Origin of the sequence: Neisseria sp. (assembly GCF_030527965.1) — a bacterium.
Classification (GTDB): domain Bacteria; phylum Pseudomonadota; class Gammaproteobacteria; order Burkholderiales; family Neisseriaceae; genus Neisseria.
Genome location: NZ_JAUMZU010000008.1, coordinates 45,899 through 59,794 on the forward strand (window position 1 = coordinate 45,899; position 13,896 = coordinate 59,794).

Annotated in this window: 13 protein-coding genes; 5 read left to right on the top strand and 8 right to left on the bottom strand. The window is 51.7% G+C overall.

Annotation, left to right across the window (positions count from 1 at the left end; genetic code table 11):
* Positions 1-74 precede the first annotated feature (74 nt).
* From purF to Q4A84_RS04960, 8 genes are all read right to left on the bottom strand, one after another.
* Complete coding sequence (purF, locus tag Q4A84_RS04925) at positions 75-1,619, bottom strand: amidophosphoribosyltransferase (protein WP_303087816.1); 1,545 nt, start codon at positions 1,617-1,619, stop codon at positions 75-77.
* 2 nt (positions 1,620-1,621) lie between these two features.
* Positions 1,622-2,137, bottom strand: a complete 516-nt coding sequence (locus tag Q4A84_RS04930) for a CvpA family protein (RefSeq protein WP_303087817.1) — start codon at positions 2,135-2,137, stop codon at positions 1,622-1,624.
* A 1-nt stretch (position 2,138) separates the two neighbouring features.
* Positions 2,139-3,767: an SPOR domain-containing protein gene (locus Q4A84_RS04935; protein ID WP_303087818.1), complete on the bottom strand. Its 1,629-nt coding sequence runs from the start codon at positions 3,765-3,767 to the stop codon at positions 2,139-2,141.
* A 13-nt stretch (positions 3,768-3,780) separates the two neighbouring features.
* Entirely contained in the window at positions 3,781-5,070 is a 1,290-nt protein-coding gene (gene folC, locus Q4A84_RS04940; RefSeq protein ID WP_303087819.1) for a bifunctional tetrahydrofolate synthase/dihydrofolate synthase, read from the bottom strand.
* A 122-nt stretch (positions 5,071-5,192) separates the two neighbouring features.
* On the bottom strand, positions 5,193-5,633 hold the full coding sequence (locus Q4A84_RS04945; protein ID WP_303087820.1) for a protein YgfX: 441 nt from the start codon (positions 5,631-5,633) through the stop codon (positions 5,193-5,195).
* A gap of 4 nt (positions 5,634-5,637) precedes the next feature.
* The gene (locus Q4A84_RS04950) at positions 5,638-5,997 is read right to left on the bottom strand and encodes a hypothetical protein (RefSeq protein WP_303087821.1); all 360 of its coding nucleotides are present in this window, start codon (positions 5,995-5,997) and stop codon (positions 5,638-5,640) included.
* Positions 5,998-6,160: 163 nt separating this feature from the next.
* Positions 6,161-7,849: a cation acetate symporter gene (locus Q4A84_RS04955; protein WP_303087822.1), complete on the bottom strand. Its 1,689-nt coding sequence runs from the start codon at positions 7,847-7,849 to the stop codon at positions 6,161-6,163.
* Positions 7,849-8,166, bottom strand: a complete 318-nt coding sequence (locus Q4A84_RS04960; RefSeq protein ID WP_303087823.1) for a DUF485 domain-containing protein — start codon at positions 8,164-8,166, stop codon at positions 7,849-7,851. Before Q4A84_RS04960 ends, Q4A84_RS04955 begins: the two co-directional genes overlap by 1 nt.
* A gap of 261 nt (positions 8,167-8,427) precedes the next feature.
* Here Q4A84_RS04960 and Q4A84_RS04965 point away from each other — a divergent pair, with 261 nt between their 5' ends.
* The 5 genes from Q4A84_RS04965 to Q4A84_RS04985 all read left to right on the top strand — a co-directional run bounded on the left by Q4A84_RS04965 (position 8,428) and on the right by Q4A84_RS04985 (position 13,808).
* Positions 8,428-9,327 (top strand): LysR family transcriptional regulator, encoded by a 900-nt coding sequence (locus Q4A84_RS04965; protein ID WP_303087824.1) that lies wholly within the window; start codon positions 8,428-8,430, stop codon positions 9,325-9,327.
* A gap of 148 nt (positions 9,328-9,475) precedes the next feature.
* Complete coding sequence (gene dnaX / locus Q4A84_RS04970; protein WP_303087825.1) at positions 9,476-11,527, top strand: DNA polymerase III subunit gamma/tau; 2,052 nt, start codon at positions 9,476-9,478, stop codon at positions 11,525-11,527.
* Positions 11,528-11,593: 66 nt separating this feature from the next.
* Positions 11,594-11,929: a YbaB/EbfC family nucleoid-associated protein gene (locus tag Q4A84_RS04975; protein ID WP_303087826.1), complete on the top strand. Its 336-nt coding sequence runs from the start codon at positions 11,594-11,596 to the stop codon at positions 11,927-11,929.
* A 267-nt stretch (positions 11,930-12,196) separates the two neighbouring features.
* On the top strand, positions 12,197-13,180 hold the full coding sequence (locus Q4A84_RS04980; protein ID WP_303087827.1) for a PhoH family protein: 984 nt from the start codon (positions 12,197-12,199) through the stop codon (positions 13,178-13,180).
* A 28-nt stretch (positions 13,181-13,208) separates the two neighbouring features.
* Positions 13,209-13,808, top strand: a complete 600-nt coding sequence (locus tag Q4A84_RS04985; RefSeq protein ID WP_303087828.1) for a hypothetical protein — start codon at positions 13,209-13,211, stop codon at positions 13,806-13,808.
* Positions 13,809-13,896 lie beyond the last annotated feature (88 nt).

The following is a 13,896-nucleotide window of genomic DNA, read 5'->3' on the forward strand; positions in this document are numbered from 1 at the left end:
TAAAAATAGAATAGGCTTGCCAAGCAAGTGAAGCGAAACGGTGATTATCAATCCGTTGAATTGCTTAATCCGATTCAGGCTTCGTCATTGCTGTCGTCCACACGTACGCTGTGATCAATCAGGCTTGGCTGAACGAAAGCGGCGGCCGACGAAGATTTAACTTCAGACAAGCGTTGCAGGTAGGCCTCATCAATATCGCCGGTCAGATAGCAGCCGCTGAAGCAGGAATCGTCGAAGCCGACAATTTCCGGATTCAGCTCGCGCACAACATTTTCGAGTGCGTCCAAATCTTGGAATACGCAGGCATCGGCGCTGATTTCGCGGGCGATTTCGTCGGCGTTGCGGCCATTGGCAATCAATTCTTCGCGGGTCGGCATATCGATACCGTACACATTCGGAAAGCGAACTTCCGGCGCCGCCGAGGCGAAATAGACTTTACGCGCGCCGGAAGCGCGTACCATTTCGACGATTTCGCGGCTGGTGGTGCCGCGGACGATGGAATCGTCGACCAACAACACGTTTTTGCCTTCAAACTCTGATTCAATCGGGCTGAGTTTCTGGCGCACCGATTTTTTACGCGTCGCTTGCCCCGGCATGATGAAGGTGCGGCCGATATAGCGGTTTTTAATCAAACCTTCGCGGTAAGGCTTGTTCAAGTGATGTGCTAACTCCATCGCGCTCGGGCGGCTGGTGTCGGGAATCGGCATGACCACGTCGATGTCGTCAACCGGCAGATACCGCTTCACTTTCTCGGCCAGCGCGACGCCCATGTTGACCCGCGCTTGATAAACGGATACTTCGTCGATAACCGAATCGGGGCGGGCGAAATAAACATATTCAAACAGGCAGGGGGTGAGCTTGCTCTGCTCGGCGCATTGTCGGGAATAAAACTTGCCGTCCAGCGTGATGAACACGGCCTCGCCCGGGACGATGTCGCGCTCTCGATCAAAGGCCAAACTGTTGAAAGCAACGGATTCCGAAGCAACGGCATAAGCGGTTTTGCCGCTTTTCTCATCGGTTTGTGCACCCAAAACTAAAGGACGGATGCCGTGCGGATCGCGGAAGGCCACCAATCCGTAGCCGGCAATCAACGCCACCACGCCGTAAGCGCCGCGCACCTGCCGATGCACATGGGCGACGGCATTGAAGATGTTGTCGACGCTTAAATGGCTGTCGTCGGAGGAAGTCACTTCCCGGCGCAGTTCGTGGGCAAACACGTTGAGCAGCACCTCTGAATCAGAGCGGGTATTGATATGGCGAAGATGCTTGTTGCACACGTTTTCATATAGTTTGTCGGTATTGGTCAAATTGCCGTTATGCGCCAGCACGATACCGAAGGGCGAGCTAACGTAAAAAGGCTGTGCTTCCGCACTACTGCCCGCGTTGCCCGCAGTCGGATAACGCACGTGGGCAATGCCGGCATTGCCGAGCAAATCGCGCATATTGCGGGTGCGAAACACATCCCGAACCATGCCTTTGCCTTTGTGCATATGAAAAACACTATCTTGCACGGTAACAATCCCGGCTGCATCCTGCCCACGGTGTTGTAGCATTTGCAAGCCATCGTATAGCAACTGGTTTACAGGTTCGTTTGCCACCAAGCCAAATACGCCACACATTTCTATTTTTCTCCAAGAAGGTTAATCGTCGGATCTTTCAGCTTTTCCGTCATGTAGTCGGACAGCGCCGGCAGGGCAGTAGCCGCCAGTGATTCAAAATAAGGCGCGCTGACGGATTGCTTCCAGTCCGCGGTTTTCGGCAGGTCGGTAAACGAGCATACCAATACAATGAAGGTAACCACCAATATCCCTTTAATTGCACCGAACATGCCGCCCAACAGCCGGTTGATGCCGCCCAGGCCGAAAGAGCCGACGATGGCGGTCAATATCGAGCGTAACAAATATTGCACCAGCCAAGCCGCGGCGAATACCAAAATAAAACCAACCGCTACGCTGAAAACATAGGGTTGGATTGAAGTGAGAAAGGCATCGGCGAAGGAGCGGCCAAACATTCGAGCGGCAATAAACGAAACAATCCACGAAAACAAGGCCGCCATTTCTGTAATGATGCCCCGCATCATCGAAATCATCATACATAAAGCAATTACCGTTGCCGCCAAAATATCAAATGTCGACATATCACTTTTCCTGACTCATCACCGAACCGCCAATGCCTTTGCCTCTCAGGCGCGACAAAGCGGTATCGGCAGCTTCTTTGTTAGGATAAGAACCGGTGCGTACCCGATAAACGGTTCCCTTATTGGTTTCCACTTTGCTGATCGATGCGTTTACACCTGATTGGCGCAAAGTTTGCAAGGTTTTGCGGGCGGCTTCTTCATCTCTGAAGGCGCCGGCCTGAATAATGGCTTTGCCCGAGCTTTTTGATGTGTCGGTGGTTTTCTTCGCAGCCTCGGCTTTTTTACGCTCGGCTTCTTTTTTCTCTTCGGCGGTTTTCTTGAGTTCTGCTTCTTTCTTCAGTTGGGCTGCGGCCTTGCGTTCTTGCTCGGCTTGTTTGTCGGCGGCGTCTTTCTTAGCCTGCGCCTCCTTTTTGGCTTCGGCCAGTTTCATTTGAGCGGCTTTTTTCTCTTCTGCGGCTTTTTTGAGTTCTGCTTCTTTCTTCAGTTGGGCTGAGGCTTTGCGTTCTTGCTCAGCTTGTTTGTCGGCAGCATCTTTCTTAGCTTGTGCCTCTTTTTTGGCCGCGGCCAGTTTCATCTGAGTGGCCTTTTTCTCTTCGGCGGTTTTTTTGAGTTCTGCTTCTTTTTTCAGTTGAGCTAGGGCTTTACGTTCTTGCTCGGCTTGCTTCTCGGCAGCGTCTTTCTTAGCCTGAGCCTCTTTTTTGGCTTCGGCCAGTTTCATTTGTGCGGCCTTTTTCTCTTTGGCAGCTTTTTTGAGTTCGGCTTCTTTCTTCTGCTGTGCCGCCACTTTGCGTTCTTGTGCTGCTTTTTTGGCTTCGGCCTGTTTTAATTGAGCGGCTTTTTTCTCTTCTTCCGCTTGTTGTTCGGCCGCTCTAAGCTGTTCGGCTTCCGCTTCTTTTCTGGCTTGTTCGGCCTTTCTAGCTTCGGCTGCTTTCCGTTCAGATAGGCGTTGTTGGGCTTCGGCTTTTTCCACCGCTGCTTTTTTTGCTGCCGCTGCGGCTTTGCGTTCGCGCTCTCTGGCAACGGCTTCTTTGTTGGAATTTTCGATGGTTACGGTTGGAACGGGTGCGAATTCTTCCGGTTTGGGGTCGATGCGTTCGGCCGGAGCGGCTTGTTTGATTACGGTGTGCGCTTGGCCGTTTTCATCGGAAACTTCTACGCTTTCCTGATTGTCTGCCAATTCGTAAATCCGATTGTCTTTGTTTTTTGACCGGGTGGCTTCGGTTTCGTTTTTCGGTGGCGGATTGGTGTCGTCGGGGCTCAGAAAAACCACTTTTTGTCGGTTTTTCTCAGCAGATTCGGCAGATTCGGGAAGCGGAGAGACGGCCGCTTTGGGCTCAACTAAGGCGGCGGTTTCTTCAACGGTTGAATCGGGCGGAAGGTTTTTTTCTTCGGACTTGGCCGCTTTGGGTTCGCTCGCTCGTACTGCGGCTTTCGATTTTGCGGTTTGTTTGGCTTCGGCAGGAGCGGATGTGGCCGCGGCCTGTTTGGGTTCGGTTTCGTCTGAGCCGGATGTTTTGGCAAAGATAAGACCGACTGCCACAATCATGGCTGAGGCGCCGGCTAACCGACGGCGGTTTTTGCGCTTGAGATTTTCGTATTCTTCCAATGATTCCAAGTGCTTCGATAGCATCGCTCAATCCTGTTTATAGTGTGGCCATGACTTCGGCAACTGTATGAAAGGAGCCGAATACGACAATTCTATCATTTTCCGAAGCCGCCGCAAAAGCCGCATCATAGGCTTTTGCTATATTTTCAAACTGTTTTACATTGGCTATGCCGTGTTCGGCGAGCTTGGCTTCGAGCACTTCGGCTGTTGTGCCGCGCGGTAGATGCAGCGGGGCGATGTGCCATTCGTCGAATTGGTCTTTCACGATATCGAGTACGCTGTCGATGTCTTTATCGGCCAGCATGCTGAATACGGCGGTGCGTTTTTGAGCGAACGGCAAGGCGATAAGGCCTTGTCTTAGGGCGTGTGCGGCATGGGGATTATGTCCGACGTCTAGCACGGTTAATGGCCGGCCGGGCAAAACTTGGAAACGGGCGGGATGGTTGACCAGTAACAGACCGCGTTTGATGGCGCCGAGGTCTATCGGTAGCTTCGGGTTGAGGCATTCGATTGCGGTGAGTGCGCAGGCGGCGTTGTTCAGCTGGTAGGCGCCGCGCAAGGCGGGAATCGGCAAGGCGTTGCGGTTGCGTGCATGCCTGTCTGAAAATTGGGGGTTGGGGTGAGGGTGGAATCGATACGACCATTGTTGGTTTTCCAGCTTGGTATAACCGAAATCTTCTCCGATTAGCAATAAATCCGCGCCGATGGTTTGGACGTGGTTTTTGAGGGATTCGGGCGGTGGGTTTTGCCCGCAGACGGCCGGTTTTCCACTGCGGAATACGCCGGCTTTTTCATAGCCGACGGCTTCAACGGTGTCGCCCAGAAATGACTGGTGGTCTAAATCTACGCTGGTAACGACGGCTACGTCGGCATCGAAAATGTTGACGGCGTCGAGCCGTCCGCCGAGGCCGACTTCCAGAATCATGATGTCTACTTGGTTTTGGATGAAGATGTCTACCGCGGCCAGTGTGTTGAATTCAAAATAGGTAAGGGAAATATTGCCGCGTGCCGCTTCGATGCGTTCGAATGAAGAGATGATGGTGTTGTCGTCAACCGGCTGGGTGTTGATGGCGATGCGCTCGTTGAATTTCAGAAGGTGCGGGCTGGTAAGCGTGCCGACTTTGAAGCCGGCTTCTTTATAAATTTGTGATAAGAATGCGCATACGGAGCCTTTTCCGTTGGTGCCGGCCACGACCACGACGGGGCATTGCGGTTCGAGTTGCATGATGTTTTTCACTTCGTTGACGCGTGATAAACCCATGTCAATCAGGCCTTGGCTGTGTGCGATTTCCAGATGGGCGAGCCATTGGTTGAGGTTTTTTTTCATCGGTTTTCCCGTTGTTTGGGGCGTTGCGGATAAGTCAGGCCGTTGTTCCTTTCGGGTTTATCGGGCCGGTTTGTCTGTCTAAATGCCTGTCTGAAAATTTTCAGACAGGCATTTTATGGTTGTCAGGGTTGGGGCGTGTTTGCCAAAGCCGCTTTGCTGCGGCCGAATTTTGCCCATACCATCAAGCGGCGGTAGCTTTCAGCGTCGGTCATGTCTGGTAATACGGCCTGCCAGCTGATCTTGCCGTTGATTTGCCATTGTAGAAAACAGGCTCTGCGGTGTATCAGGCTGCTTTCCAATAATACGGCAGCTTCTCTATGCCCGGCTCGCGTTAGGGTGGCGCGGCCGGAAGTGTCGATATGGATTGTTTTTATACTGTTATGGCATTGAAGGTTTTGCACCCGCCAAGCCCATAGCAGGCTGCCGCACAGGGCGATGATGCCGAACCACCGCATGGCGCCGTAAAACGAGGTCAGGCAGACCATCAGGGCGTAAAGATGCAGCCCAACAGCCAGCAGGCGGCCGTTTTTCGATGGTGTCAGCTCGGCTCGGAACGCTTGCATAGGCTTACATCATATTGTCGAATACGGGGCTGACGTTGAGTTCGGCCGCTTCCATGTCGAGCACCATATCATGAATCTCCACTTCGAAAAATTCCCAGAAGGCCTGTAGGCTCATATCTTGCGGCCATTTGCTTTTTTCGATGTCCCAGCCTGAGAGTTCGGCGGCGAAGATTTCCTGATAACGGTCGTCGAAATAGGTGATTACGGCTTCGGGTTCGTCGAATTGAGGCACCAGGTAAACCGAGCAGTTGGTGCGGATTTGCGCCAATGTTAAATCGGGCATGTCGGAATCGCAGGATTTGAGCCATGCGAGAAATTTTTCGGTCGGCTTCAATACGGTGGCGGTGCGGTCTACAAAATACATTCGGTCGGCCTTTCTGGTTCGGATTCGTTTTGCTGCGGATTTTACTGTAACCGTGCCTGTCTGAAAATGCCTGTCTGAAGATATTTTCAGACAGGCATTAAGCAATAAAAAGACGGTAGGGAGCAGCAACGCCCTACCGTGAAACTGCGACTGCAGCGAGAAATCAGTGATCCGAAGCGTCGGCCGCGCCGATGCCGGTCATAGAACGTACATATTGTTCTTCAAAGCCTTCTTTGTCTTTTTCACTTTGAGGCGATTTATCCATGATGGAAACCAACCAGCCGACGATAAACGCTGCCGGAATGCTGAAAAGCGCAGGGTTGCCGTAAGGGAAAATTGCTTCTTTGTGGTGCAACACGCTGACCCATACAGTGGGGCCCAGCACAATCAGCACCAGTGCGAGCAGCAAACCGGTAAAGCCGCCGGCCACCGCGCCTTTGGTGGTCAGACCTTTCCAAAACATCGAAAGCATCAATACGGGGAAGTTGGCCGAAGCGGCGATGGCGAAAGCCAAACCCACCATAAACGCCACGTTTTGTTTCTCAAACATCACGCCGAACAAGATGGCCAATACACCCAATGCCAGCGTAGTAATTTTGGAAACGCGCATTTCTTCTTCCTGCGTAGCCTTGCCCTTGCGGATAACCGAGGCATAAATGTCATGGCTTATCGCAGAGGCACCGGAGAGCGCCAGCCCGGCAACCACCGCCAGAATGGTGGCGAAGGCAACGGCGGAAATGAAGCCTAAAAACAGATTGCCGCCCAGTGCTTCCGACAAATGGATGGCAGCCATATTGGAACCGCCGACCATTTCGTATACGGTTTTGCCTTCTTTCAACACGGCGTTGAAAAAGTGCGGATTTTCTTTGTTGATGAAAATAATCGCGCCGAAACCGATGATGAAGGTCAGCAGATAAAAGTAGCCGATAAAGCCGGTAGCCACGAAAACCGATTTGCGTGCTTCTTTGGCATCGGGCACGGTAAAGAAACGCATCAGAATATGCGGCAGACCGGCCGTGCCGAACATTAACGCCAAGCCTAACGACAAGGCGTCAATCGGGTTTTTCACCAAACCGCCCGGGCCTAAGATGGCGGTACCTTTTTCATGGATGTCGGTTGCCTGTTTAAACATGGTTTCAAAGCTGAAGCCTGCGTTTTTCAAAATCATGAAAGACATGAAAGTCGCACCGGCCAGCAGCATGACGGCTTTGATAATCTGCACCCAAGTGGTGGCCAGCATGCCACCGAACAACACGTAGCAAACCATCAGCACGCCCACCAGCAATACGGCGTAGATGTAGTCCATACCGAAGAGCAGTTGGATCAGTTTTCCCGCACCCACCATTTGCGCAATCAGGTAAAAAATCACCACCAAAATCGAACCCGAAGCGGCAAACAGGCGGATGGGCGTTTGGGAGAGGCGGTATGCCGCAACGTCGGAAAAGGTGAATTTACCGAGATTGCGCAGGCGCTCCGCTACCAGAAACAAGACAATCGGCCAGCCCACCAGAAAGCCGGTCGAATAAATCAAACCGTCGTAACCGCTGGTGAACACCATGGCGGAAATGCCCAGAAAAGACGCTGCCGACATAAAGTCGCCCGCAATGGCCAGGCCGTTTTGGAAGCCGGAAATACCACCGCCGGCGGTGTAATAATCTTTGGTGGATTTGTTTTTCTTCGATGCCCAAACGGTAATGCCTAGCGTAAAGCCGACGAAAATAAAAAACATCACGATGGCCGAAACATTCAATGGCTGCTTCTTTACCTCGCCGGTAAAAGCATCGGCCAGCGCCATCGCCGGCACGAGCAAAGGCAATGCGGCTAGCCCGATTTTTTTGCTGATTTGTCTCATTATTTATCCCCCATAACGCGGTCAACAACGTCTTTCGTCATTTTTTCAAATTTCCCGTTGGCAATCATGACGTAAATGCCGGTGGTGATAAATGAAAACACAATAACGAAAATGCCAACATAAATCCCCCAAGTCGTAATGCCGCCGGAAGACACCGGAGCCTTGAGCAATTCGGGGCTGTCGCCGATTATCCAGATGTAGCTGAGGTACATCAGCAGAATCACGGCTGAAAAACTCCAGCCGAGCAAAGCTTTCTGACGTGCCATTTTTTGGAACTCAGGATTATCCAATACCCTGCGTGCAGTCTGCTTGTCCATAAAATTATTCTCCTTGTGTTTGATTTACCGTATTTGTAATACGGTGTAGCCGATTAAACGCTAAACGCAGCGCAATCCGCTAATTTTATTTTCTGATGCCTGCCATCTGTTTTTCTGATAGTGAAAGAGTAAATTTTTGTTTTTCAAATAATTTAAACACTATCCAGCTGCGCGCAGATATGTTAAAAATAGCTAACAAAAAACGAAAAGGCTACTACAGCCTGACTACAAATCTGCAAACTGAAGCGAGAAACCTTAAAAATGGACATCAACCACTTGAAATCATTCGTTGCGGTTGCCCACTATGGCAACCTGACGCAGGCCGCCGAGCGGCTGTTTCTTTCCCAGCCAGCCGTATCGGCGCAAATCAAAGCCATCGAAAGCCATTTGGGCACGCCTTTGTTTAGCCGGGCCAGTAATGGCATGAGCCTGACCCGTGCCGGAGAAATCTTTTTGCCCGAGGCGGAAGCTTTGTTACAACACAAGCACAAACTGGATGCTTTTGCCAAAACACTGGCCGAGCATTACACGCAAGACGTGCAAATCGGCCTGATACACCCGATTAACAGCCGCCGCGTAACCCGGCTTACCCAATTTCTGAACCGTGCCGCACCGGATATCCAGCTGCATATTCAATACGGCATGAGCGGGGAAATTCTGGCGCGTATACAGTCCAAGCAGTTGCACGGCGGTTTTTTCCTCGGCCACGCCGGCACCCGCAGCGTGCGCAGCATTTTTCTGGAAAACATTCAGTATTCGCTTATTTGCCCTACGGCTGATATCGAAGCCATCCGCAGCAATCTGCCTAAAAGTTTGGAAAACCACATCTGGATTGAAATGTCGGGCGTATCCGCCAGTAACAAACATTTACAGCAATTCTGGCGCGTCAACCGCCTTTCGCCCAAAAGGCAGATTATTTGCGACTACCCGCAAACCATTATTGATCTGGTCGGCGATGGTGTTGGCATTGCCATGGTGCCGAGCCATAAAGCGCAAAGCGCCGTTGCGGCAGGCAAGCCGATTACCGTTATTGAAGAGTTTCGCCAAAGCTTGCCGCTCAATTTCATCTATCTCGACGAATACGAACGCGATCCGGCGCTTTCGTTGATTAAGCAAGGAGTGGAGGCGGTTTGGCAACTGCAAGCCCAGCCGGTTGCGTAAGCGCGGCCTGCAAGCTTGCTATATCTGATAAAATAGCGCGGCATTTTTTTTCAGACAGGCATGGTTTTTACCTAAGGCTCGGAAAACAAAGCCTGAGCAAAATGCCTGTCTGAAAACATTCCCGCTATCCGTATACGAAATCTAGCTTATGGCCTATCAAGTTCTCGCCAGAAAATGGCGCCCGAAAACCTTCGCCGATTTAGTCGGTCAGGAGCATGTTGTCAAAGCTCTGCAAAACGCGCTCGACAAAGGCCGTTTGCACCATGCTTATTTGCTCACCGGTACGCGCGGCGTCGGCAAAACCACCATCGCCCGCATTTTGGCCAAAAGCCTCAACTGCGAAAACTCGCATCACGGCGAACCTTGCGGCCAATGCCAAAGCTGCGTGCAAATTGATACCGGCCGTTTCGTCGATTTGCTGGAAATCGACGCCGCTTCCAACACCGGTATCGACAACATCCGCGAAGTGCTTGAAAACGCTCAATATGCGCCGACAGCGGGTAACTACAAAGTCTATATCATCGACGAAGTGCACATGCTTTCCAAATCGGCTTTCAACGCCATGCTCAAAACGCTGGAAGAGCCGCCGGAACACGTGAAATTCATTCTCGCCACCACCGACCCGCACAAAGTGCCGGTTACCGTGTTGAGCCGCTGCTTGCAATTTGTGTTGCGCAATATGACGCCGCAACAAGTTGCAGGCCATCTGGCCCATGTGCTGGACGTCGAACAAATTTCTTACGAAGCGGCTGCATTGCAGCTGTTGGGTCGCGCTGCTGCAGGGTCGATGCGCGATGCGCTCAGCCTGCTTGACCAAGCCATCGCGATGGGTTCCGGCAGCGTTACCGAAGCCGATGTAAGGCACATGATAGGCGCGGTCGATAAACGTTATCTTTACGAATTACTGCAAAGTCTGGTCAACCAAGACGGCGAAGCGCTGTTGAAAAAAGCGCAGGAAATGGCGGAACGGGCTATCGGATTTGACAGCGCGCTCAGCGAGCTTGCCGTCTTATTGCAACGCATCGCCCTTTACAAAACTGTGCCCGCCGCGTTGGCGCAAGACGACCCTGAGCGGGAAGTTCTGCATTTACTGGCGCAACATCTGGGCGACGAGCAGATCCAGCTTTACTATCAATGCACCATTCGAGGTAAACACGACCTCAGCCTTGCGCCCGACGAATATGCCGGCTTTGTGATGACTTTGCTGCGCATGCTGGCGTTTGCTCCGCTGGCCGCCGCCGAGCACCCTGCAAATGCCCGCATCAGCGGCACCGAATTGCAAAGCTTGTCTGAAAAGGAACCCGCAGCAAAAAAGCCGATACGCCTGCCTGAGGTGTCCGATGCACCGCCTCAGCCGGCGATAATGCGGGCCGCCGAACCTGTTGCGGTTAGCGAACCTGTTGCAGAAACCGCACCTTTGGCAGCCGAGCCGCAAGTGGTGCAGAGTGATGCCGCCGTTGCGCCTGCCGATGAAGCACCGGCCGAAAAAGTGCCCGCTGAGGCCGAGCTGGTTTCCATTTCAGAGGATGCCGTTGAAACAGTGCAGCAGGGTCAGGCAACAGATGCACCGCCGTGGGAAGAGACTTCTGCCGGATATACGCCTCCCGACATTGAAGAAAATGACCCTTTCGAGCCGCCGCCCGACTATCCGTTTTTTGCCGATGAAGCATACGATATGCCTGTTGTTTCAGATGCGGTTGCCGAAGAAGAGGGCGATGACGAAAGCGGAAGCGATGGCGTGGAAGAAAGCAAAGAAGAAATCTTTGTTCCCATGCCGGAATTTAGCGCGGAAAACTGGGCGAAGATTGTTCGCCGTCTCGCCCGAAAACTGGGTGCCGCGCAAATGCTAACTCAGCACGCCGCTTGGGTCGGTTTTAATCCCGATGCCTGTTTGTTGACGCTTTCGCTCACGGCAGATGCCGCCCGCGAGGCCAAACGCAAAGCCTTTTTCGATAAAATTCGTAATGCGCTGGCCGAAGCGTATGAGATGCCTGATTTGCAATTGGAAACCTGCCCGTGGCAGGAAAACAGCGGTTGGGAAACGCCCGCCATGCGTCGGGCAAGATTGCAGCAAGAAGGCCGCCAGCGGGCGCAAGAATTGCTGGAAGCTGATCCGGTGTGTCGCCGGTTGATGGATTTACTCGATTGCCATGAATGGAAACCCGAAACCATCGAGCTGGCAGAGAATATCGAAGAATAAATGCCTGTCTGAAAACAGTGCGCTTTTACCAACCCACATGATTTTATCCAATAGGAGTAACCCGAAATGTTCGGAAAAGCAGGTCTGGGCGGCCTAATGCAGCAAGCCCAAAAAATGCAGGAAAATATGAAGAAAGCCCAAGAAAAGCTGGCCGTTACCGAAGTGAGCGGCGAGGCGGGCAACGGCTTGGTCAAAGTCGTGATGACATGCAACCATGTGGTTAAGAGCATAGACATCAGCCCCGATTTGATTACTGAAGCGGCCGATGATAAAGAAATGCTGGAAGATTTGGTGTTGGCCGCCGTCAATGCCGCCTGCGAACAAGCCGAAGCGCAAACCAACCAAACCATGGGTGCTTTCACGCAAGGGCTTCCTCCAGGCTTTGGCAATTTCTTCAAATAAGCATCACACACAATGCCTGTCTGAAAAATAGGTTTCAGACAGGCATTTTTGATTCTGAAAATCTTCCACTATGGCAGGCTAAACAAGGTTTAATCCATTGTCGTATCGCAGCAAGCAAAGCAAGCGCAGTTAACATGAAGCGGGAATATCCACGGCAGCCAATCAGTTTTTTCAGACAGGCTTCAGCCCAAACGCTTGATTTTTCACCTTCACACCCTTATAAAACAACTATAAAACCCTATTAACCAGAAAAGACATTGCCCCTGTATGAGCCATACCGTACATCTCCGATTCGAAAGCATCGACAACACGGTGCTGCAACGCCTGACCGGCGCCTTAGATGCCAATCTTCACACCCTTGCCAAAGCACTGGATATTCAAGTTAGCCGCCGTTTTTCCGATTTTACCTTTATCGGCGACATGGCTCATACAGGCCGGCGCGCCTTACTCGCCTTGGCCGAAATTGCAGAAAACCGCGATTTGGAAGACAGCGACATCCAGCTTGCCTCCGTCGAAGCCAAAACCGCTGATGCCGAGCATATCGAGCAAAAGCAAGACAAACAATATTATTTGCAAACCAAACGGGGCAGCATCGGCGGTCGTACTCCGCGCCAAAACGGCTACATCCGCGCATTATTAAATCACGATATCGTATTCGGCCTCGGCCCTGCCGGAACCGGCAAAACCTATCTGGCCGTAGCCGCTGCCGCCGATGCCATGGAAAAACGCCAAATCGAGCGCATCGTGCTGGTGCGCCCCGCTGTGGAAGCAGGCGAGAAACTCGGTTTTTTGCCGGGCGATTTAGCGCAAAAAGTCGATCCTTATCTGCGCCCGCTATATGATGCCTTATACGATCTGATCGGTTTCGACCGCGTTACCAAGCTGCTGGAAAAAGGCTTGATTGAAATCGCCCCGCTTGCCTATATGCGCGGCCGTACGCTAAACGGCGCCTATGTGATTCTCGATGAAGCCCAAAATACCACGCCGGAGCAGATGAAAATGTTCCTTACCCGTATCGGATTCGGTGCCAAGGCCGTAATTACCGGCGATTTAAGCCAGATAGACTTGCCGAAAAGCATCAAATCGGGCTTGAAAGATGCCAAAGAAAAACTACGCGATATCGAAGGCATTTATTTCCATACCTTTACCAGCGAAGACGTAGTGCGCCATCCCTTGGTGCAGAAAATCGTCGAAGCCTACGATGCGGCCGATACCAGCGAAAAACATCGCGATACAGAGCCAAACCATTGAGCAACACAACCTAAATGAGAAACTAACGATGCAAAACCTGCACTATCCGCTGCATTTTCTGTTCAAAATTTTTACCCCTTCCAATGATTTCATCGTATCCGATGCCGACGGGCGCGAAATTGCCTATACACGGCAAAAAATCTTCCGCATCAAAGAGGCGGTAGACGTTTATGAAAACAGCCGTCGTGAAAAAATCCGCTACACCTTCAAAGCAGACCGCATTATCGATTTCAACGCCGAATACACGCTGCGCGACGAGCAAAATGGCCACATCATCGGTAAACTCAAGCGCGAAGGCCTTCGCTCGTTTTGGCGTACCAGTTACATTTTGAAAAATGCGGAAGGAGAGGCAGTGTTGACAATCAGAGAAAAAAATCCGTGGATTGCCTTTCTCGATGCGATTATCGCCGACGTGCCGGTTATCAATCTTTTTAGCGGCTTGTTTCTCAATCCTTCCTATGGCGTGGCCGATAGGCAAGGGCGCGAAATTTTTTGTTTGAAAAAAACACCGTCATGGATGGAGCGTAAATTCCAGTTGGAGAAGCATGCAGAAACTACGCCTGAAGAAGAAACACTGGTGGTGCTGGGATTGATGATGCTGATGCTGCAAGCACGTAAAAACGGATGATAGGGCATCAGAACGCTAGTGGATATGTGCGTCATAAATAAGAATTTAAGGCCGCTTAAAATAAGCGGTCTTTTTTGTTGTAGTTTGA